At 65.7% G+C, this 20,255-nt stretch carries 20 protein-coding genes; 14 read left to right on the top strand and 6 right to left on the bottom strand.

Annotated elements, in window-relative coordinates; all coding sequences use genetic code 11:
- Window positions 1-167 precede the first annotated feature (167 nt).
- From BVC93_RS09610 to BVC93_RS09590, 5 genes are all read left to right on the top strand, one after another.
- Window positions 168-1,652: a sugar transferase gene (locus BVC93_RS09610; RefSeq protein WP_083736967.1), complete on the top strand. Its 1,485-nt coding sequence runs from the start codon at window positions 168-170 to the stop codon at window positions 1,650-1,652.
- An 82-nt stretch (window positions 1,653-1,734) separates the two neighbouring features.
- Entirely contained in the window at window positions 1,735-2,940 is a 1,206-nt protein-coding gene (locus BVC93_RS09605) for a DUF6779 domain-containing protein (RefSeq protein ID WP_083736966.1), read from the top strand.
- 39 nt (window positions 2,941-2,979) lie between these two features.
- Entirely contained in the window at window positions 2,980-3,891 is a 912-nt protein-coding gene (locus BVC93_RS09600) for a Rossmann-like and DUF2520 domain-containing protein (RefSeq protein WP_083736965.1), read from the top strand.
- Window positions 3,892-3,893: 2 nt separating this feature from the next.
- Window positions 3,894-4,826 carry a pantoate--beta-alanine ligase gene (gene panC / locus BVC93_RS09595; protein WP_442929075.1) on the top strand — a complete coding sequence of 311 codons (933 nt, stop codon included), beginning with the start codon at window positions 3,894-3,896 and terminating at the stop codon, window positions 4,824-4,826.
- Window position 4,827: 1 nt separating this feature from the next.
- Complete coding sequence (locus BVC93_RS09590) at window positions 4,828-5,640, top strand: type III pantothenate kinase (protein ID WP_083736963.1); 813 nt, start codon at window positions 4,828-4,830, stop codon at window positions 5,638-5,640.
- Between the two features lie 22 nt (window positions 5,641-5,662).
- Here BVC93_RS09590 and BVC93_RS09585 read toward each other — a convergent pair whose 3' ends face one another.
- The gene (locus BVC93_RS09585; RefSeq protein ID WP_083736962.1) at window positions 5,663-6,907 is read right to left on the bottom strand and encodes an alanine racemase; all 1,245 of its coding nucleotides are present in this window, start codon (window positions 6,905-6,907) and stop codon (window positions 5,663-5,665) included.
- Between the two features lie 38 nt (window positions 6,908-6,945).
- Between BVC93_RS09585 and lysS the strand changes: the two genes are divergently transcribed.
- The 6 genes from lysS (at window position 6,946) to BVC93_RS09555 (ending at window position 13,528) form a co-directional block, all read left to right on the top strand.
- A complete protein-coding gene (lysS, locus tag BVC93_RS09580; RefSeq protein WP_083740932.1) occupies window positions 6,946-8,448 on the top strand; it encodes a lysine--tRNA ligase in 1,503 nt (500 codons plus the stop codon).
- 133 nt (window positions 8,449-8,581) lie between these two features.
- Window positions 8,582-8,923: a histone-like nucleoid-structuring protein Lsr2 gene (lsr2, locus tag BVC93_RS09575; protein ID WP_083736961.1), complete on the top strand. Its 342-nt coding sequence runs from the start codon at window positions 8,582-8,584 to the stop codon at window positions 8,921-8,923.
- Between the two features lie 284 nt (window positions 8,924-9,207).
- Window positions 9,208-11,724 carry an ATP-dependent protease ATP-binding subunit ClpC gene (clpC1, locus tag BVC93_RS09570; RefSeq protein WP_083736960.1) on the top strand — a complete coding sequence of 839 codons (2,517 nt, stop codon included), beginning with the start codon at window positions 9,208-9,210 and terminating at the stop codon, window positions 11,722-11,724.
- Window positions 11,725-11,944: 220 nt separating this feature from the next.
- Window positions 11,945-12,160 (top strand): CbtB domain-containing protein, encoded by a 216-nt coding sequence (locus BVC93_RS09565; RefSeq protein WP_083736959.1) that lies wholly within the window; start codon window positions 11,945-11,947, stop codon window positions 12,158-12,160.
- 19 nt (window positions 12,161-12,179) lie between these two features.
- Window positions 12,180-12,983, top strand: a complete 804-nt coding sequence (locus BVC93_RS09560; protein ID WP_083736958.1) for a CbtA family protein — start codon at window positions 12,180-12,182, stop codon at window positions 12,981-12,983.
- A complete protein-coding gene (locus BVC93_RS09555; protein WP_083736957.1) occupies window positions 12,980-13,528 on the top strand; it encodes a histidine phosphatase family protein in 549 nt (182 codons plus the stop codon). Before BVC93_RS09560 ends, BVC93_RS09555 begins: the two co-directional genes overlap by 4 nt.
- Before the next feature lie 9 nt (window positions 13,529-13,537).
- Here BVC93_RS09555 and BVC93_RS09550 read toward each other — a convergent pair whose 3' ends face one another.
- From BVC93_RS09550 to mhuD, 3 genes are read right to left on the bottom strand one after another with little or no spacing between them, the layout of a single operon-like run.
- Window positions 13,538-14,902, bottom strand: a complete 1,365-nt coding sequence (locus BVC93_RS09550) for a GGDEF domain-containing protein (protein WP_083736956.1) — start codon at window positions 14,900-14,902, stop codon at window positions 13,538-13,540.
- Window positions 14,903-14,956: 54 nt separating this feature from the next.
- Window positions 14,957-16,303, bottom strand: a complete 1,347-nt coding sequence (locus BVC93_RS09545) for a serine hydrolase (protein WP_192860247.1) — start codon at window positions 16,301-16,303, stop codon at window positions 14,957-14,959.
- On the bottom strand, window positions 16,284-16,595 hold the full coding sequence (gene mhuD / locus BVC93_RS09540; protein WP_068914705.1) for a mycobilin-forming heme oxygenase MhuD: 312 nt from the start codon (window positions 16,593-16,595) through the stop codon (window positions 16,284-16,286). The genes BVC93_RS09545 and mhuD overlap by 20 nt, the downstream gene beginning before the upstream one ends.
- A 23-nt stretch (window positions 16,596-16,618) precedes the next feature.
- On the opposite strand from mhuD, the gene BVC93_RS09535 reads away from it, so the two are divergent.
- Entirely contained in the window at window positions 16,619-17,389 is a 771-nt protein-coding gene (locus tag BVC93_RS09535; RefSeq protein ID WP_083736955.1) for an alpha/beta fold hydrolase, read from the top strand.
- Here BVC93_RS09535 and BVC93_RS09530 read toward each other — a convergent pair.
- Window positions 17,363-17,557, bottom strand: a complete 195-nt coding sequence (locus BVC93_RS09530) for a hypothetical protein (RefSeq protein ID WP_083736954.1) — start codon at window positions 17,555-17,557, stop codon at window positions 17,363-17,365. The two genes, BVC93_RS09535 and BVC93_RS09530, sit on opposite strands and share 27 nt — an antisense overlap.
- Window positions 17,558-17,628: 71 nt before the next feature.
- Between BVC93_RS09530 and BVC93_RS09525 the strand changes: the two genes are divergently transcribed.
- On the top strand, window positions 17,629-18,594 hold the full coding sequence (locus BVC93_RS09525; RefSeq protein WP_083736953.1) for a GlxA family transcriptional regulator: 966 nt from the start codon (window positions 17,629-17,631) through the stop codon (window positions 18,592-18,594).
- On the opposite strand, the gene BVC93_RS09520 is transcribed toward BVC93_RS09525, so the two are convergent.
- Window positions 18,591-19,586 (bottom strand): A/G-specific adenine glycosylase, encoded by a 996-nt coding sequence (locus BVC93_RS09520; protein WP_083736952.1) that lies wholly within the window; start codon window positions 19,584-19,586, stop codon window positions 18,591-18,593. The two genes, BVC93_RS09525 and BVC93_RS09520, sit on opposite strands and share 4 nt — an antisense overlap.
- Between BVC93_RS09520 and BVC93_RS09515 the strand changes: the two genes are divergently transcribed.
- Entirely contained in the window at window positions 19,585-20,202 is a 618-nt protein-coding gene (locus tag BVC93_RS09515) for a carbonic anhydrase (protein WP_083736951.1), read from the top strand. The genes BVC93_RS09520 and BVC93_RS09515 overlap by 2 nt on opposite strands.
- The last annotated feature ends 53 nt before the right edge of the window (window positions 20,203-20,255 follow it).

The raw sequence follows: 20,255 nt of genomic DNA, 5'->3' as shown, positions 1-20,255 counted from the left end.
AGGATCTCCTGGCGGGCCGCGGCGTTACCGATCTGTCACTTTTGTCGATGTTTCGCCAGCCCGCGCACGGGTTACAGATGCTCACTGAAGAAGCCGTCGAATTACGGTAACCGCCGGGCGATGCACTGTGCTTCCTCGTAGTTCTCGTGAGCAGAAGGCGGTAGCACATGGCGGTGCGGTTGGCGCATGACGAGCGCATGACGTCACCGCTGATGCTTCGGGAGATCGCTGCCCGGATCCGTTTGCCGATGGGCTCGCTCGGGCTGGCCGTCAGCTTTGTCGCCGATGCGGCGGCAGCGTGTATCGCCTCCGCCGTGGGGTTGTACTGGGCGCACAGCAGCGGGCTGCCGATGCCGCCGGTGTGGATGATGTCGTGCTACGCCCCGATGGTCCTTGTCCTGTTTGCGGCGCGGTCGACCTATCGGCGTAGGTTGCACAAGAATCTGGTCGACGAGTACATAGCGGTGCAGATGACGGCCGCTCTGGCGGCGATGCTGCTGTTGGCCGGCATGGTGGTCACCGGTGTGTCCGGGGACCTGGGCGACACGGTGGCGAAGGTGTGGTTGGCCACTGCGGCACTGCTGCCGGTCGGCCGGGTCTCTGCGATCTCGCTCAAGCGAGCCTTGCGGCGGCGTCACTATCTGCAATCGCGCACCCTGATCCTGGGCAACGGGTTGGTTGCAAGTCACCTGGCCCAGCGTTTCATCGACAATCCGCAGTACGGGATTGTGCCGGTGGGCTTTGTCGATGCTGATGCGACACCATCTTCAGCGGCCCACTCGGTCTGCCCGCTTCCGGCGGCGGGCACCCCGGAGAAGATGGCAGCGGCGATCCGAGACACCGGAGCCGAGGCGGTGGTTGTCGCGTTCTCGCTGACCAGAGATGAAGATCTGGTACCCGCCATCAGGACCGCGCGGCTGGCGGGATTGACCGTCTGGGTGGTGCCGCGGTTGTTCGATGCGGTCAGCAAGCGGTCCCGCTTGGACTACGTGGGCGGGATGCCGGTGCTCGATCTGTGCAGCACCAACCCCAACAGCTGGCAGTTCACCGTCAAGTACATCTCGGATCGAGTCGTGGCTGCCGGCATCCTGTTGGCCATTTCCCCGTTCTTCATCCTGCTCGCGGCTGCCGTCAAGCTCTCGTCACCGGGTTCGGTGTTCTATCGCCAACCAAGGATCGGGCGAGATGGAATCGTGTTCGATTGCCTGAAGTTCCGCTCGATGCGAGCGCTGCGCGATTCCGAGAAGGCTTTCGTGTTGCGTCACGGTTGCGCTCCGGGCGGGGTGGAGGGCGTCGATCGGCGCACCGGAATCGGAAAGTGGCTCCGCAGTACCTCCTTGGACGAGCTCCCGCAACTTCTCAATGTCGTCAAGGGCGACATGAGTCTGGTCGGACCCCGCCCGGAACGCCCCGAGTACGTGGAACTTTTCAACACCCAGATCCGGCGTTATGGGGAGCGGCATCGGGTCAAGGCGGGGATGACCGGCTGGGCGCAGGTGCACGGCCTGCGCGGGCAGACCTCCATCGACGACCGCGCCGAGTGGGACAACTTTTACATCGAAAACTGGTCACTGGCACTGGATCTGCAGATTCTGCTGATGACGTTGCCCGCTGTTCTGCGTTCGCGGGAAAAAGTGTCGGCGCGGGCTTGATGCCCCTGACCGGCAGACAAGACCGTACGAATCGCCGTACGCGGCGACACGCGCAGCGACGTCGCCCGGGTACAGTCGCCCCATGACCGTTCTGTCCCGCGGCGCCCGGGCTCGGCGCGGCGGCCGCAGGCCGGGCTGGGCATTGCTGACGGTGTTGCTGATCCTGGCCATCGGTGCCAGCTGCGCGCTGGTGTTCACCAGCCGCGTCGAACTGCTGCGGCTGGCTGTGCTCCTCGCGTTGTGGGCGGCGGTCGTGGCCGCTTTCGTCTCGGTGATCTACCGCAGGCAGAGCGACAGCGACCAGGCCAAGGTGCGCGACCTCAAGCATGTCTACGACCTGCAGTTGGATCGTGAGATCTCGGCCCGCCGCGAGTACGAGCTGAGTGTGGAAACGCACCTGCGCCGTGAACTGTCGGCCGAGCTGCGCGCTCAGCAAGCCGACGAGGTGGCCGCGTTGCGTGCTGAATTGGCAGCGCTGAGAACCAATCTGGAAATTCTGTTCGACACAGACCTGGCGCACCGACCGGCACTCGAGACCGATCGCAGCCGACCGTCCAAGCCCGGTAGGGTCGCCAGCAGCCGGATCACCTCGGTCCGCGAGGAACGAGACGAACACCGGTACCCCGAACCCGCGGAGAGCCCGATCATCGATGTCCCCGAAGAGCCTCTGATCCAGCAGCCGCGTAGGCCCGAGGATGGCTACCGCGGTTCCCACCGGCGTCCCAGCGAGGAGACGGGTTGGATCCCGCCGGTGCGGCCGGGGCCGCCGCCCCCGCAGGCCGCCCCCGCGCCGAGACCCAAACCGAAGCCGGTCCAGCCTCAGCCCAAGACCCAGGAGCGTCCGCCGGCTCGCCCCACGCCGGCTGCGTCTTCGCCCACCGCGGCCCCGAGGCCCGCCCCGCCGCCACCTCCGCAGCAGGCTCCGCGACCGGCGCCAGCGTCCTCGCAGCCCTCGCCGTCCCCAGAGCCCTCGGTCACCCCGCAACCCTCGGTGGCCCCGCAGCCGTCACCCGAGCCGGAGCGGCGCGGACGGCACTCCGGTAGTGGTGGTGACGCGGTCGGTCCGGAGATTCCGCGCGGCCGACATTCGGCACCACCGGCCCCGGACAGCGCGGAGCCGGCGTCGTCTGCCTCGCCACCACCTGCAGACGAGTCGGATCAGCCGTCGCGGCATCGCGGCCCGGATTCCGGTGATTCCGACAGTGGACAGTCGGTGGCAGATCTCCTGGCCAGGCTGCAGGCCGGCACCACAGGTAGTGGTGGCCGCCGGCGCAGGCGTGAGGACTGATTGCCACTCGGAGCACGAGTGGGACTAATCTTTGCCAGCATGGGGACCCCCAACGGGTTGCGCCCGGCCCGACTGAAGGTGGGCATCATCTCCTCGGGCCGGGTCGGTACCGCCCTCGGTGTTGCGCTGGAGAACGCCGAGCACGTCGTCGTCGCCTGCAGCGCCATCTCGAGCGCATCGCGCCTGCGGGCCGAGCGCAGGTTGCCCGACACCCCGGTGCTACCGGTCGATGACGTCGCGCGGGCCGCCGAACTGCTGATCCTGGCGGTGCCCGATGCTGAACTGGCCACTCTGGTGCGCGGGCTGGCGGCCACCTCGGCGGTGACACCGGGAGCCATCGTGGTCCACACCTCGGGTGCCAACGGAATCGGTGTGCTGCAACCGTTGACCGCGCAGGGTTGCATACCGCTGGCGATTCATCCGTCGATGACGTTCACCGGCTCGGACGAGGACATCGAACGCCTGCCCGGCACCTGCTTCGGGATCACCGCCGCCGACGAGATCGGCTATGCGATAGCCCAGTCTCTGGTGCTCGAGGTCGGCGGTGAGCCGTTCCGGGTCCGCGAGGACGCCCGTATCCTCTACCATGCGGCGTTGGCCCATGCCAGCAACCATCTGGTGACGGTGATCGCCGATGCGGTCGAGGCCTTGCGCGCTGCCATCGCCGGACAGGAGCTGCTGGGGCAGGAGTTGGTGGGCGAGTACCCTGGCGGGCTTGCTGAACGGGTGATCGCTCCGCTGGCCCGGGCCGCACTGGACAACACTCTGCAACGAGGACAGGCCGCGCTCACCGGGCCGGTGGCCCGCGGTGACGCAGGAGCCGTAGCTGCCCATCTGAGCGCTCTCGCCGAGGTCGATCCCGAACTCGCGCAGGCTTACCGCGCGGCGTCGCTGCGCACCGCACAGCGCGCCCACGCGCCCAAGGAGGTATTCGAGGTGCTCAACAGGTGATAGTGAAATCCCCGGCGTTCACCGCCGGTCAGCTCAACACCTACACCACACCGGCTGCGGTGTCCGATGTCAGCCGGGCCCTGCGGACCACCGGCCGGCGGGTGATGCTGGTGCCCACCATGGGAGCTCTGCACGACGGGCATCTGGCGCTGGTGCGGGCCGCCAAGAGGGTGCCGGGCGCGGTGGTGGTCGTGTCGATCTTCGTCAACCCGTTGCAGTTCGGCCCGAACGAGGATCTCGACGCTTACCCGCGCACCCTCGACTCCGATCTGGAACTGCTGCGCGCCGAGGATGTCGACATCGTCTTCACCCCGAGTGCCTCGGCCATGTATCCCGACGGCCCGCGCACCTCGGTACATCCGGGGCCGCTGGGCGCCGAACTCGAAGGTGCGGTTCGGCCAACACATTTCGCGGGAATGTTGACGGTGGTGCTCAAGCTGCTGCAGATCATCCGGCCGGATCGGGCGTTCTTCGGTGAGAAGGACTACCAGCAGCTGGTGTTGATCAGGCAGATGTGCGCCGACCTCAACGTCGACACCCGCATCGTCGGCGTGCCGATCGTGCGCGAAGCCGACGGTTTGGCCATGTCCTCGCGCAACCGCTACCTCGATGCCGAGCAGCGCGAGCAGGCCGGCGCGTTGTCTGCCGCACTGCTGGCCGGAATGTATGCGGCCTCCGGTGGCGCCGTGGCTGCAATCGATTCCGCGCGGGCGGTGCTCGATGAAGTGCCGGCCATCGACGTGGACTATCTGGAGGTCCGCGGTACCTGGCTGGAGAAGAACCCGGCACCGGGTGCGGGCCGAATGCTGGTCGCGGGGCGGCTCGGCAACACCCGACTTCTCGACAACATCGCGATCGAACTGGGCAACGCCGCCGGCGCGCAGGGCGAGTACGCCGGCGCCGAGCAGCACCGCGAACTGCCCTGGAGAAACTGACGTGCTGCTGGCAATCGACGTCCGCAACACACACACCGTGGTCGGGCTGGTCTCCGGATCAGGAGACCATGCAAAAGTGGTGCAGCACTGGAGGATTCGTACCGAAGCCGAGGTCACCTCCGATGAGCTGGCGCTGACCATCGACGGCCTGATCGGTGACGACTCCGATCAGCTGACCGGCGTGGTGAGCCTGTCCACCGTCCCGTCGGTGCTGCACGAGGTCAGGGTGATGCTCGACCAGTACTGGCCGACCGTCCCCCACGTCCTGATCGAACCCGGTATCCGCACCGGGGTGCCACTGCTGGTGGACAACCCCAAAGAGGTGGGTGCCGACCGGATTGTCAACTGTCTGGCCGCTTTTCACAAACATCGACGCCCTGCCATCGTGGTCGACTTCGGCTCGTCGATCTGTGTGGATGTGGTGTCGGCCAAAGGCGAGTTCCTCGGCGGAGCAATCGCCCCGGGTATCCAAGTGTCCTCCGATGCCGCCGCCGCCAGGTCAGCGGCTCTGCGACGGGTGGAGCTCACCCGACCGCGCTCGGTTATCGGCAAGAACACCGTGGAATGCATGCAGGCCGGGGCCGTTTTCGGTTTCGCCGGACTGGTGGACGGCCTGATCGGCCGGATCCGCAGTGACATCGATGGCTTCGGCGGCGACGACGTGGTGGTGGTCGCCACCGGGCACACCGCGCCGCTGCTGCTGCCGGATCTGCGCACCGAGGCGGTGCTGGACCGCTACCTGACGCTCGACGGGCTGCGGCTGGTGTATGAGCGCAATCGAGACCATCAGCGCAAACTACGCAGCGCGACCTAGCGCGGGCCGGGCCACGAGAACTTCAGAAGAACGTCCGGACCAGTTCCACCACCCGGCGCTGCGCATCCAGCACCGGGATCAGCGGCCACTTGTCAAAAGTCGTGCATGGGTGCGAGATCCCGAATTCCAGCCAGTCGCCCACCGCCGGTGCCGAGCCGTCGGGCCACTGTACAAACGCGTGCTGGTCGTTGAGCTTGGTCACCGCCGCGTCGGCCGGCCTGCGCGGCACCGGCATGCCCTGATCGAAGGAGATGTCGCGGCGGCCGACACCCGCCAGCGCCAGCCCGGGCTCCGGGACGGACAGCACATGGGCCCAGACGCTCAACGCCGGTCGCAGGGCGTCGTGGTCGTCGCGCGTCAGCGGTGACGTGCGCAGGTACAGCCCCTCATCGTGGGTGAGATAGCAGCCGCTGCGCAGTACCGTGCGTACCCGCATATCGGCCGGCCACTGCGTCAGCACGTCGGCGACCAGGTCGAAGTGGGTGCTGCCGCCGGCGGTGACCAGGATCTGATCGGTGTCGATCAGGGGCGCCAGCCGCAACACGGTGTCACGCAGGCTTGTCAGGTACTCGGCGATGACGGCACGCGCGGGTTCGGACACGTCGTGCCCCAACGCCGCCTCGTACCCGGCCACGCCCACCAACCGAAGGTGGGTCGATCCGGTCACCGCACGTGCCACCGCGTCGACATCCGCTGGGCTGCGGCAGCCCGTCCGGCCGCCTACCGCGCCGACCTCGACGCAGACGTCGAGCTGACGGCTCATCCCGGCCAACTCGCGGTCCATCAGTGCCACCCCGGCCGTCGAATCCACCCAGCACACCAACTGGAAACCTGGATCGGCGTCGAGTTCGGCTGCCACCCAGCGTAATCCGGCGGCGTCCACCAATTCGTTGGCCAACACCACCGACCGGACACCGAACGCGCGGAAGGTGCGCACCTGGCTGATCGTGGCGGCGGTCACCGCGGTGGCACCTGCGTCGAACTGCCTGGCCAGCAGCTGTGGCGACATGTGTGTCTTGCCGTGCGGGGCCAGTTCGACGCCGTGCTCGGCACACCACCCTGCCATCGTCGTCAGGTTGTGCGTCAGTGCCGCCGCGTCGAGGACACACACCGGCGACAGCGGGCCTTCGGCGAAGAAGTCGGCCCCTGCGGCGGTGATCTCGGCAGGTGTGCGTCCCGCCCACGCCGCAGGCAAACCCTTGACTCGCCGGTCCAGCGGTTCGGTCGCCAGCGCGGCAACGGCTGCGGCGTCGATCAGTGCGGTCATCTGTTCATTTAAGCTGGACCGTCGTGAGCTCTGCCGATATCAACACCGCCGACGACGCCGACGACCTTCCCGAACAGTTCCGTATCCGCCAGGCCAAGCGGGAACGTCTACTCGAGGCGGGTGTGGACCCGTATCCCGTCGAGGTCAAGCGCACCCACACGCTGGCGCAGATCCGTGCGGCCTATCCCGAGTTGGCCGCCGACACGGCCACCGGAGATTCGGTGGGTGTGGCGGGCCGGGTGGTGTTCGCCCGTAATTCCGGCAAATTGTGTTTCGCCACCCTGCAGGACGGAGACGGCACCCACCTGCAGGTGATGATCAGTCTCAACGGTGTGGGGCAGCAGTCTCTGGACGCCTGGAAAAGCGACGTCGACCTCGGCGACATCGTGTTCGTCCATGGTGAGGTGATCAGTTCCAAGCGTGGTGAACTGTCGGTGCTGGCCGACAGCTGGAATTTGGCGTCCAAGGCGCTGCGACCGCTGCCGGTGGCGCACAAGGAGATGAGCGAAGAGTCGCGGGTGCGGCAGCGCTACGTGGACCTCATCGTCCGGCCTCAGGCCCGCACGGTGGCTCGCCAACGCATCGCCGTGGTGCGGGCGGTGCGCTCGGCCCTGGAACGCCGCGATTTCCTCGAAGTCGAGACCCCGATGCTGCAGACATTGGCAGGCGGAGCCGCGGCGCGTCCGTTCATCACGCACTCCAATGCGCTGGACTCAGATCTGTATCTGCGGATCGCGCCCGAACTGTTCTTGAAGCGCTGCGTCGTCGGCGGCCTGGATCGGGTCTTCGAGCTGAATCGCAACTTCCGAAACGAAGGGGCGGATTCAACACATTCTCCTGAATTCTCGATGCTCGAGACATACCAGGCATATGGAACTTATGACGATTCTGCGGCTGTCACGCGTGAGGTTATTCAGGAAGTCGCCGACGAGGCCATCGGAACCCGGCAACTGCCACTGCCGGATGGCAGCCTCTACGATATCGACGGCGAGTGGACCGCGATTTCGATGTATCCGTCTTTGTCTGCGGCGCTGGGTCAGGAGGTGACTCCAAATACTCCTGTCGACGAACTGTGGTCAATTTCAGCGAGTCTCGGTCTCGAGCTGCCGCGTGATCGCGGGTACGGCCACGGCAAGTTGGTGGAAGAGCTGTGGGAGCACCTGGTCGGTGATCATCTGTGGGAACCCACTTTCGTGCGCGATTTCCCCGTCGAGACCACTCCGCTGACCAGGCAGCATCGCAGTATCGCGGGGGTGACGGAGAAATGGGACCTCTACGTTCGCGGATTCGAATTGGCCACCGGCTATTCGGAGTTGATCGACCCGATAGTGCAGCGGGAGCGCTTCGCCGCGCAGGCTCGAGCCGCCGCGGCGGGCGATGACGAGGCCATGGTGCTCGACGAGGATTTCCTGGCTGCCATGGAATATGCGATGCCACCGACCACGGGAACCGGAATGGGTATAGACCGGTTGTTGATGGCGTTAACCGGGTTGTCAATTCGTGAGACGGTTTTGTTCCCGATTGTGAGGCGACACAGCTAGCCACCGATCGGCAAAGTCGACTGCGCGTGAGTTGTTAAATGCTAGATTGCTGTGGCACATTGGATACTCACGGGTAGCTTGCCAATCCGGCGCGCCCGGTACGGGTCCACTTGTAGAAGGGTTCAGTGAGCGAATGGCGAAAAAAGTAACCGTCACCTTGGTTGATGATTTTGATGGTGAAGGTGCCGCCGACGAAACTGTCGAATTCGCAGTCGACGGTGTGACCTACGAGATCGACCTTTCGAGTAAAAACGCCACGAAACTCCGCAATGCGCTCAAGCCGTGGGTGGAAGCCAGCCGCCGGGTCGGCGGTCGTCGCCGGGGCCGCGCTGCCGCCACGGGTAAAGGCCGCGCCGCCATCGACCGCGAGCAGAGTGCCGCCATTCGGGAATGGGCGCGCCGTAACGGACACAACGTGTCCACTCGCGGGCGCATCCCCGCCGACGTCATCGACGCCTTCCACGCCGCCACCTAGCCGGTCGACGAGTCGGCGACCATGGATCTCCCCGGCGAAGCCACGGGGAGAGCCGGTGAGAGAGGGCCCGGCTGGGCCCATCAGCCGGGCGTTCGCTAGCGGCGAAGCGAAGAATTACGACCACGGGAAACGAAACCGCATTTCCCTGCGTTGCTCTGGTGCATCCACATAGGAGGGGCACCCAAGGTAAAGCACCTGAGGCAGCCGCCCATTACAGTGGACAGCAGGTGCTGTGCGCTCGCCGCGTTGGCGCCCGCCTAGTCAAGGAGAGCAGGTAAACACGGATGTTCGAGAGATTCACCGACCGTGCCCGTCGGGTCGTCGTCCTGGCTCAAGAAGAAGCCCGGATGCTGAACCACAACTACATCGGTACCGAGCACATCCTGTTGGGACTTATTCACGAGGGTGAGGGCGTAGCAGCCAAGTCGCTCGAGTCGCTGGGCATTTCCCTCGAGGGAGTGCGCAGTCAGGTCGAAGAGATCATCGGCCAAGGTCAGCAGGCGCCGTCCGGTCACATTCCGTTCACCCCCCGAGCCAAGAAGGTGCTCGAGCTGTCGCTGCGTGAGGCGCTGCAGCTTGGTCACAACTACATCGGCACCGAGCACATCCTGCTCGGCCTGATCCGCGAGGGTGAAGGCGTCGCGGCCCAGGTACTGGTCAAGCTGGGCGCCGAGCTGACGCGGGTGCGTCAGCAGGTCATCCAGCTGCTGAGCGGCTACCAGGGCAAGGAGACCGCCGAAGCCGGCACCGGAGGAAGAGGCGGCGAAACGGGCAACCCGTCGACCTCGCTGGTCCTCGACCAGTTCGGCCGCAACCTCACCGCCGCCGCCATGGAAGGCAAGCTCGATCCGGTCATCGGCCGCGAAAAGGAAATCGAGCGCGTCATGCAGGTGCTGAGCCGGCGCACCAAGAACAACCCGGTGCTGATCGGTGAGCCCGGCGTCGGCAAGACCGCCGTCGTGGAGGGCCTGGCCCAGGCGATCGTGCACGGCGACGTGCCCGAGACGCTGAAGGACAAGCAGCTCTACACCCTGGACCTCGGTTCACTGGTCGCGGGCAGCCGTTACCGCGGTGACTTCGAGGAACGCCTGAAGAAGGTGCTCAAGGAGATCAACACCCGCGGCGACATCATCCTGTTCATCGACGAGCTGCACACGCTGGTGGGTGCAGGTGCTGCCGAGGGTGCCATCGACGCGGCCTCGATCCTGAAGCCGAAGCTGGCCCGCGGTGAGCTGCAGACCATCGGCGCCACCACCCTCGACGAGTACCGCAAGTACATCGAGAAGGACGCCGCCCTGGAGCGCCGCTTCCAGCCGGTCCAGGTGGGTGAGCCGACCGTCGAGCACACCATCTTGATCCTCAAGGGGCTGCGCGACAGGTACGAGGCGCATCACCGGGTGTCCATCACCGACGGTGCCATCGCCGCCGCGGCCACCCTGGCCGACCGCTACATCAACGACCGCTTCCTGCCGGACAAGGCGATCGACCTGATCGACGAGGCCGGCGCCCGGATGCGTATCCGCCGGATGACCGCTCCGCCAGACCTGCGTGAGTTCGACGAGAAGATCGCCGACGCGCGCCGGGAGAAGGAGTCTGCGATCGACGCGCAGGACTTCGAGAAGGCGGCGAACCTGCGTGACCGTGAAAAGCAGCTCGTGGCGCAGCGCGCCGAGCGCGAGAAGCAGTGGCGCTCAGGTGATCTCGACGTGGTTGCCGAGGTCGATGACGAGCAGATCGCCGAGGTGCTGGGCAACTGGACCGGTATCCCGGTGTTCAAGCTGACCGAGGAGGAGACCACTCGTCTGCTGCGCATGGAAGACGAGCTGCACAAGCGGATCATCGGCCAGGAGGATGCCGTCAAGGCCGTCTCCAAGGCGATCCGTCGTACCCGTGCAGGTCTGAAGGACCCCAAGCGCCCGTCCGGTTCGTTCATCTTCGCCGGCCCGTCCGGTGTCGGTAAGACCGAGCTGTCCAAGGCGCTGGCCAACTTCCTGTTCGGCGACGACGACGCGCTCATCCAGATCGACATGGGTGAGTTCCACGACCGCTTCACCGCGTCGCGGCTGTTCGGTGCACCTCCCGGGTACGTCGGCTACGAAGAGGGTGGCCAGCTCACCGAGAAGGTGCGCCGCAAGCCGTTCTCGGTGGTGTTGTTCGACGAGATCGAGAAGGCCCACCAGGAGATCTACAACACCCTGTTGCAGGTCCTCGAGGACGGTCGTCTCACCGACGGCCAGGGCCGCACGGTCGACTTTAAGAACACCGTGCTGATCTTCACCTCCAACCTGGGTACCTCGGACATCTCCAAGGCCGTGGGATTGGGCTTCACCTCCGGTGGCGGCGAGAACAACTACGAGCGGATGAAGCTCAAGGTCAACGACGAGCTCAAGAAGCACTTCCGGCCGGAGTTCCTCAACCGTATCGACGACATCATCGTCTTCCACCAGCTGACGCAGGACGAGATCATCCAGATGGTCGACCTGATGATCGGCCGGGTGTCCAAGCAGCTCGCTGCCAAGGACATGACGATGGAGCTGACTGCCAACGCCAAGGCCCTGCTGGCCAAGCGCGGGTTCGACCCGGTGCTGGGGGCGCGGCCGCTGCGTCGCACCATCCAGCGCGAGATCGAGGACCAGCTTTCGGAGAAGATCCTCTTCGAAGAGGTCGGCCCGGGTCAGCTGGTCACCGTCGACGTCGAGAACTGGGACGGCGTGGGTGCGGGCGAGGATGCGCGGTTCACCTTCCACGGTGCGCCGAAGTCCTCGGCAGAGCCCGACCTGGCGGCCACTGCCGCCGAGTAAGCATCGGTTCGTGAAGCGGCCGGTCACCCTCAGGGTGGCCGGCCGTTTTGCTGTTTGTCCGACCCGGTGCCCATTTCCGCTCCTGGATGCTTAGAATGCTGATGTACTCGACGGACGAGGAATCTGGTGAGACTCCAGAACGGTCGCGCCACTGTGATAGTCAGACCCCGTTGATCCGTCACTTCGGATGGGACGCGAATTCCCTGAAAGGAACAGCGAAATGACTTCACCAGAGGCATACAACGGCAAAGCGCCCGCGATCGACTTCTCGGCGACCAAGGCCGCTCTGTGGCTGTCGCTGACGGCTTTCCTGGCTCTGCTGGTGCTCTACTTCATCGGTATGGACCAGGGTGCGACGTCGGTGTTCGGTAGCAACACCGACATCCACGAATTCGTACACGACGCTCGCCACCTCCTCGGCTTCCCCTGCCACTGAGACCGGGGGACAAGTAAATATGGAGAAGCAGATCATCGGTCGCGGTCTCCTCGCGGGCTTCGTGGCCGGTGTTTTCGCGTTCCTGTTCGCGCGGATTTTTGTCGAACCGCAGATCGAGCAGGCCATCGGTTACGAGGACGGTGTCGGTGCCGCCCATGAAGCCATCGAGAATGCGGCCGGAGTCGCTGCCCACAGCCACGGTGAAGAGGGCGGCGGCTTCACCCGCGCCGTCCAGATGAACATCGGCATGGGCTTGGGTGTGCTGCTGTTCAGCCTCGCCATCGCCGCGCTGTTCGCTGTGGTGTTCGCGGTGACCTACGGCCGAGTTGGTGACGTCTCGGCGCGCCTTCTGTCGCTCTACATCGCCGGCGGCATGCTGGTGAGCCTCTACATCGTGCCGTCGCTGAAGTACCCGGCGAGCCCGCCGGCATTGAGTCTCGACGAGACCATCCAGCAGCGGACGCTGCTCTACCTCGCGATGGTGGTCCTCTCGGGGGCGCTGCTGATCGCAGCGGTGGCCCTGGGGCGTAGCTGGGTCCCCAAGCTCGGGGCGTGGAATGCGACACTGGCGGCGGGGGCCGCCTACGTCGTGGCGGTGGCCGTCGTGATGTTGATCCTGCCGACCATCGCCGAGACACCGGGGCCGCTGCTCGACGACGCCGGAGTCATCGTCTACGAGGGTTTCCCGGCCGACGTGCTCTACGAGTTCCGGCTCTACTCTCTTGGTACCCAGGTGGTCATCTACGCCACCATCGGATTGGTGTTCGCCGCCCTGGTGTCCAAGTTGCTGGACGGCAAGCGGCAGGACGCGCTCACTCGGTGAGTGAAGTCGTCCGGCTGACACTTGTCTCCCACGGCATGACGGATGCGATGTCAGCCGGGCGATTTCCCACCGATGAACCCCTCAACGCCCTCGGTTCCCGACAGGCCGATGCCACAGTCGAGACTGGGACGGTCGACCACGCGCTGTGCGGACCTGAGCAGCGAGCTCTGCAGACCGCCGAACTGCTCGGCCTTTCACCTCGGGTCGAACCCGACCTCGCGGATCTGGACTGCGGGCGGTGGCGTGGTGACTACCTCGGCCGCGTGGACCCAGCCGAGCTCGCGCTCTGGCTCACCGATGCCGGCGTCGCGCCGCACGGCGGCGAATCAGTGGTGAATCTGATTGCCCGGGTGCGTCGTTGGATGGCCGGGGTGAGCGCCATGCGCGGCCGGGTGGTCGCCGTCACCCACCCGGCTGTCATCCGGGCGGCTGTCCTGGTCACGCTCGACGCGCCGCCGAAATCGTTCTGGCGCATCGATGTCGCGCCGGTGAGCAGTACGGTGCTGCATTTCCGCGGCCATGCCTGGACGCTGCGCAACCAGTGAGAGCCGAATTCAGTTCACCACCACGCGGTTCCGGCCATCACGCTTGGCCTGTGCCATGGCGCTGTCGGCACGTTTGACCAACTCGTCGGGGTCGGGATGGCCCTCGTGGGCCGCCACTCCGATGGACACCGTGACATCGATCCGAGTTTGGTTGAGGGTGAAATCGGTCTCGGCGACCGCTTGTCTGATCTTCTCCGCTGTGATGATGCTTTCCTGCAACTCGGTCTCGATCAGCAGGACGAAGAATTCCTCCCCGCCGTAACGGAACACGAAGTCGGTGGAGCGGACATTGTCGGCGAGGATTCCTGCGAGGGTACGCAGCGCCGCATCACCTGCGTGATGCCCGTGTTCGTCGTTGATCTCCTTGAAATTGTCCACATCGATCATCAACCCGCACAGGCTCATGGAAGTGCGTGCGGCAAAACCTATCTCGCGTAACAGGATCGAGGGCAGGAATCGCCGGTTCAGTGTGCGGGTCAGCGCGTCGCGGCCGATCTCGAGTTCGGAGAGGCCGGCGAACATGTCGCCGAGCAGGGCCAGAATCCGTTCCACCTCGGTGCCGAGGGCATGTAGTGACTCGACCCGGTGAGCGAGGTCCTGTGATACCAGCAACGGGACGACGTCGCCGTCGATATGGGCGATCGCCTCACCGATTTCTCGCAACTGGGGCGCGCTTCCGAACATGAGCTCGGCACGGTGGCGAACCCAACGCCCGAAGGCGGCGAGTCCCAGGGGCCCAACCCTGGGTTCGCCTGTGCTGTGCACCGTGGCAAACAGGGTCGACTGTGACCATTCCAAGAGGCTGGCGCGTTGGCGTTCACGTTCCAGGTTCATGTCCTGGTCCAGGGAGAACAGCCGGTAGGACTCTTCGAGTCTGGTGCGGTCGACGATTTGCCGGATGCCGGAGCGGCTCATCGCGGTGATTGCTCCGTCGATCCAGCCGTCGAGAAAACGCATCACGTCGTAGCGGTCCTGCCAAGGCTGGTCAACGCGCGCGCGCACAATGTCCGAGATCTGCGAACGCAGCCTCAGTGCGGCCATGTTGACCAGGTGGATGGGAATCCGCAGTCGAGCGTGGATTTGTCCAATCTGCTGCTGTCGTGCCTCGAAGGACGCCACGTCGTTGAACGCGTCAGCTGACAAGACGTGGCGTATCCACCGGGCCAGCTCCGTCTTGAGTCGCGTTTGAACGTCGTTGTTGTTCAGATACCTGTGCGACTCGGATCTGGACATCAGGGTGGAGTAGAAATCGGCTGCCAGCCCATCGGCACGGCGGTGGATTTCGGGTAAGTAGGTCAACGCCAGTTCGACACACGCCGAGGGCGGCGCGGTGATCACCGGCTCGTCGTCGGGTGTCGCCTTGGATTCAACCACTCTGAGATCTTAGCCAAGGCAACGATTTGGTTTGCGTCGTCGACGCCGCCACCATCAGTTTTGGTGCGGGATCATCGCGAACATGGGTTTGATCACCGACATCAGCCAGCCTGCGGTGCCGGGCCCGTGGAAGCGCGGAAAATTGGTCTGCAGGCTCACCACCCAGCCCTGGCCGGAGCGGTCTTCGGCGTACCAGCTGAAGGTGAGATCTCCGGGGAGATTGCCGGCCTTCGCCCCGATGTAGGGCCATTGCTTCGGGTCCAGGTCGATGCCGGGGATGGTCGACATGATGTCGCGGACCGGGGCGGCGGCGGGGTCGGTGGCGATCCGCTGCAGCGCGGCGTGCACTCGGCAGATGTCTTCGGCGTTGCCGTACCACTCGGCGCCGTAGGCCGACGCAGGTGAGGTGTTACGGGTCGGATCCGGTTCGTAGGGGCGGGAATTGGTTTCCTTCAGCAGCTCGGCTCTGCGAGCGGGGGTGGCGTTCTTCCATTCCTCGCGCACGTCGGGTTTGCCCCAGCCGATCGAGAACAGCTCGTGCATGGTGGGGAAGGGTGTCATGCTGGCCGGATCATGGTGCCCGGTGGCCACCAGCGCCCGCTCCACCGCCTCGTGGCCGACACGGGCCATCAACAGGTCGGTGGCCATGTTGTCGCTGTTGGCGATCATCTTCTCCGCCAGCAGCCGCACCGGCACCCGGGATCCAGGCGGCAGTTTGTCGAAGCCCGAGGACCCCACCGCCTTGGCCTCACTGGTGATGGTGAGCTCTTCATCCCAGGACAGGGTGCCCGCGCGGGCGGCATCGGCGACGGCGTAGAGCACGTACATCTTGAATATCGAAGCCAGCGGCAGAGATTCGGCGGTGTTGCTGCCCGCCAGCTGGACGCAGCGGCCATCGGTCACTCTCGAGACCCGGTAGGAGTACTTGCCGCCCGTTTTCGAGAGTGCGGCATCGACGTCATCCCACGAGTCGATCTGTGGCGGCTGGTTGGTGACCCGGAAACGGTCCAGCAGGGTGCCGTCGTTGACCCGCAACTCGATGTCCTGACGGCCTCCGTACGAGGTCACCAGGCGCAAAGTCGCTGTGCCGGCGCCGAATTCCACACCTGCCAGAGTGTACGGCCGGTCGTACCACATGGAATCCATGGTGAGCCAGACGTACTCGACCAGATCTGGGGCGGCCAGCGTCTTGGTGCCGTCGGGTCCGATGGGCCAGCCCGAGTTGAGCATGTCCATGATCTGCTTGGCCCGGACCCCCTGGGGTGTGCCCGTGCTGATGCGCACACCGGCGTCCCCGGCGTTGGCCGGTGGTGTCGAGCTGGGTGCGCAGCCGCTGATCACCGAGGCGGTCAAAACGGCGGCGCCCAGCAGCGCCAGCGAATTACGGTTTGGTGGCGGCAACGTCGAGAACGACCTCGAATTCCAGCAGCGAGGCACCGGTGGCCACCGGTTTGGTCTGCTGGCCTTTGTGGGCGTCGACCGCGGGCCCGGTGGCCCACGCCTGGAACGCCTCTTCGGACTCCCACTGCGTGACCACGAAGTAGCGATCCTCACCCTTGACCGGGCGCAGGAGCTGGAACCCCAGGAAGCCGGGCTGATTGTCCACCGCATGTGCACGGTGGGCGAAGCGCTTCTCCAGCTCCGGCCCGGCGTCGGCGGGTACCTCGATTGCGTTGATCTTCACCACGGACATGGCGTTAGGCTACCGCCTGGGCTATGACGACTGAACCGCTGACATACCAGGGCGGGCACGGCGATCCGCTGGTGCTGGTACATGGGTTGATGGGGCGCGGCAGCACCTGGACGCGTCAGTTGGGGTGGCTGTCCGCTCACGGTTCGGTGTACACCTACGACGCGCCGTGGCACCGCGGCCGTGAAGTCGACGACCCCCACCCGATCAGCACCGAAAGGTTTGTCGACGATCTCGCAGATGCGGTTTCCGGTCTGGGTCGGCCGGTGCGGCTGATCGGGCATTCGATGGGTGGACTGCACAGCTGGTGCCTGGCTGCCCAGCGTCCCGAACTCGTCTCGGCGGTGGTGGTCGAGGACATGGCGCCCGACTTCCGTGGCCGGACCACCGGCCCGTGGGAGCCGTGGCTGCTCAATCTGCCGGTGGACTTCGCCAGTGAGCAGGCCGTCATCGACATCTTCGGCGATGTGGCGGGTAGGTATTTCCTGGAGGCGTTCGACCGCACGGCTTCGGGCTGGCGGCTGCACGGCCGGGTCGACCGGTGGGTCCAGATCGCTGCCGAGTGGGGCCGACGCGACTACTGGGACCAGTGGGCGGCGGTGCGCGTCCCGGCACTGCTGATCGAAGCGGGCAACTCGGTTGCCCCGGCCGGGCAGATGCGCCGCATGCTCGAGATCGGCCACCGTGCGACATATCAGTTGGTGCCGGCCGCCGGCCACCTCGTCCACGACGATGCGCAGGTGGAATATCGGCGTGTGGTCGAGGAGTTCCTACCGACGACGGCTACGGACTCCTGATTCAACAGGGTCGAAGAGGTTGCCCACCATGGGTGCGGTGAAGCGGAATTGCTCCAGCTTCCAGTCCAGATAGTCGTCGCGGCGGGCCCAGGCGGCCAGTGCCGCAGTGAGTGCGAACGGGGCGAGCAGCAAGGTGATGAGAAGTGTGTAGGTCAGTGCGAGCGTCATGGCAGCAAGTTTGCGGACCACAAGATCCGGTCGACAGTGGCAGAACTGCCGACGAAGGATAAGATGCTGCCATGATCAGAAGTGTCTCAGCGCTGGTGCTGGACGGTGTGGCGCCCTTCGAGTTCGGCGTCATCTGCGAGGTGTTCGGCATCGACCGCTCCGCACAGGGCGTCCCCAATTTCGACTACAAGATCTGCGGACCCACTGCGGGTGCGCCACTGCGCATGTCGGTCGGTGCCACCCTCACCCCCGAATACGACTTCAGTTCGCTGCTCGGTGCGGACCTGGTGGCCATTCCGGCCATTGCCTCCTTGAACTACCCGCAGGAGGCGCTGGATGCCGTGCGTGCTGCCGCCAAGGCCGGCTCGATCATCCTGACCGTGTGTTCGGGCGCATTCGTGGCCGGTGCGGCAGGTCTGCTGGACGGCCGGCCCTGCACCACGCACTGGATGCATGCCGACGAGTTGGCCCGCCGCTATCCCACCGCGCGGGTGGACCGCAACGTTCTTTTCGTCGACGACGGCAATCTGATCACCAGCGCGGGCACCGCGGCGGGGATCGACGCGTGCCTGCACCTGGTGCGCCGCGAGATCGGCAGCGCGGCCACCAACACCATCGCCCGTCGCATGGTGGTGCCGCCGCAGCGTGACGGCGGACAGCGTCAGTACATCGACCAGCCCATACCGGCCAGCCACTCGGAAGGATTTGCGCCACAGCTGGATTGGATCATGGCGAATCTGCAGAAGCCGCATACCGTTGCGTCGCTGGCCAACCGAGCGCACATGTCGGCCCGCACCTTCGCGCGACGGTTCGTCGAGGAGACCGGACGCACACCGATGCAGTGGGTAACCGATCAGCGGGTGCTCTATGCGCGGCGGCTGCTGGAAGAGACCAGTCTGGACATCGACCGGATTGCCGACAAGGCGGGCTTCGGCACGGCAACACTGCTGCGCCACCACTTCCGCCGGGTCATCGGCATCACCCCGTCGGACTACCGCCGTCGCTTCGCCTGCGAGGATTGCCAGGCCACCGCCTAGCTTTTGGTGTTGTCTGCTTGGCTTCTCAGCGGCTGTGTCCGCCCCCTCGCTTCGCTGGAGGGTGCTCCCACAGCCGCATCGGCGCCTTCGCCACTCAGGGCGAAGCGCCCGTCCTGGGTCTGTTCCACCAAGCCGTCGACAAGTAGCGAGTGCAGTGCCCGATCCCGCTGGGCGGTATCGGTCAACCACGCGACGTCGAGTTGTGCACGTGTCACCGGAGTATCGCTGGCGCGCAGCACATCCATCAATCGCCCACGCACCTGGCGGTCGGTGCCGGCATACTTCTGCACCCGCTTGGCCGGCGCCGTCGATGGTGGGAAACCCGCTGAACGCCAGGCACATTCCGACAATGGGCACACGCCGCACTTCGGATTGCGCGCCGTGCACACCAGCGCACCCAGCTCCATCAGCCCGGCCGAGAACCGGGGTGCGCTGTCGTCGTCGGGCAGCAGCGCGGCCACCTCCGCCTCGTCGCGTTTGGCCGACGGAGCGCCCGCATCGGCCATCCCGTGCACGGCCCTGGCCACCACCCGGCGAACGTTGGTGTCCACCACCGGCACCGACTGCTGGTAGGCGAAGCAGGCGATGGCACGCGCGGTGTAACTGCCGACGCCGGGCAGGGTGAGCAACACGTCCACGTCATCGGGCACCACGTCGTCGTGGTGGGTGGCGATCACCGTCGCGCACTCGTGCAGGCGCTTGGCCCGGCGCGGATAGCCCAGTTTGCCCCAGGCGCGCAGCACGTCGGCGGCACCGGCGGCGGCCGTCGCCGACGGGGTGGGCCAACGTGCGATCCATGCCAGCCAGATCGGCTCGACGCGCGCCACCGGGGTCTGCTGCAACATGAACTCGCTGACCAGGATCTGCCAGGCGCTGACCTCCGGGCGACGCCAAGGCAGATCACGGCGAACCCGGTCGAACCAGGTCACCACCTCACCGGGATCGACACTCACCGCGTCACGCCCGCGGGCTCGGTGCAGAATGTGTTCCATGCCGAACACCAGCCCAGTAACCGCATGGAAGGCACTCAAAGAGGGTAACGAGCGCTTCGTCGCAGGCGAACCTCAGCACCCGAGCCAGAGCATCGAGTACCGGGCCAGCCTCACCGAGGCGCAGAAACCCACCGCTGTGGTGTTCGGCTGCGCGGACAGCCGGGTAGCCGCCGAGATCATCTTCGACCAGGGCCTCGGTGACATGTTCGTGGTCCGCACCGCAGGCCACGTCATCGACTCGGCGGTGCTCGGGTCCATCGAATACGCCGTCGGTGTGCTCAACGTGCCCTTGATCGTGGTCCTCGGCCACGACAGCTGCGGCGCGGTCAAGGCCACCATCACTGCCCTCGACGAAGGGTCGGTGCCCGGCGGCTACATCCGCGACGTGGTCGAGCGCGTCACCCCGTCGATCCTGCTGGGCCGCAAGGACGGCCTGAGCCGGGTCGACGAATTCGAGGCCCGTCACGTCGTGGAGACCGGTGCCCAGCTGATGGAACGCTCCACCCTGATCTCCGAGCGGGTCAAGGAGGGCAAGCTGGCCATCGTCGGCCTGACCTATCACCTGGCCGACGGCAAGGTGGCCTTGCGCACCCGTCTCGGCGACATCGGCGAATAGCACACTCGCACCCGGATTCCCGGTCGGCGACACGCCGACTCAGGTCGGACGCC

This window comes from Mycobacterium sp. MS1601, from assembly GCF_001984215.1.
Taxonomy (GTDB): Bacteria; Actinomycetota; Actinomycetes; order Mycobacteriales; family Mycobacteriaceae; genus Mycobacterium.
This window is presented reverse-complemented; position numbering and strand designations above follow the sequence as displayed.

Coding starts and splice junctions, on each gene's coding strand:
- BVC93_RS09610 (WP_083736967.1), top strand. CDS start 168: ATGGCGGTGCGGTTGGCGCATGACGAGCGCATGACGTCACCGCTGATG.
- BVC93_RS09605 (WP_083736966.1), top strand. CDS start 1,735: ATGACCGTTCTGTCCCGCGGCGCCCGGGCTCGGCGCGGCGGCCGCAGG.
- BVC93_RS09600 (WP_083736965.1), top strand. CDS start 2,980: ATGGGGACCCCCAACGGGTTGCGCCCGGCCCGACTGAAGGTGGGCATC.
- BVC93_RS09585 (WP_083736962.1), bottom strand. CDS start 6,907: ATGACCGCACTGATCGACGCCGCAGCCGTTGCCGCGCTGGCGACCGAA.
- lsr2 (WP_083736961.1), top strand. CDS start 8,582: ATGGCGAAAAAAGTAACCGTCACCTTGGTTGATGATTTTGATGGTGAA.
- clpC1 (WP_083736960.1), top strand. CDS start 9,208: ATGTTCGAGAGATTCACCGACCGTGCCCGTCGGGTCGTCGTCCTGGCT.
- BVC93_RS09565 (WP_083736959.1), top strand. CDS start 11,945: ATGACTTCACCAGAGGCATACAACGGCAAAGCGCCCGCGATCGACTTC.
- BVC93_RS09560 (WP_083736958.1), top strand. CDS start 12,180: ATGGAGAAGCAGATCATCGGTCGCGGTCTCCTCGCGGGCTTCGTGGCC.
- mhuD (WP_068914705.1), bottom strand. CDS start 16,595: ATGTCCGTGGTGAAGATCAACGCAATCGAGGTACCCGCCGACGCCGGG.
- BVC93_RS09535 (WP_083736955.1), top strand. CDS start 16,619: ATGACGACTGAACCGCTGACATACCAGGGCGGGCACGGCGATCCGCTG.
- BVC93_RS09530 (WP_083736954.1), bottom strand. CDS start 17,557: ATGACGCTCGCACTGACCTACACACTTCTCATCACCTTGCTGCTCGCC.
- BVC93_RS09525 (WP_083736953.1), top strand. CDS start 17,629: ATGATCAGAAGTGTCTCAGCGCTGGTGCTGGACGGTGTGGCGCCCTTC.
- BVC93_RS09515 (WP_083736951.1), top strand. CDS start 19,585: ATGCCGAACACCAGCCCAGTAACCGCATGGAAGGCACTCAAAGAGGGT.
- BVC93_RS09520 (WP_083736952.1), bottom strand. CDS start 19,586: ATGGAACACATTCTGCACCGAGCCCGCGGGCGTGACGCGGTGAGTGTC.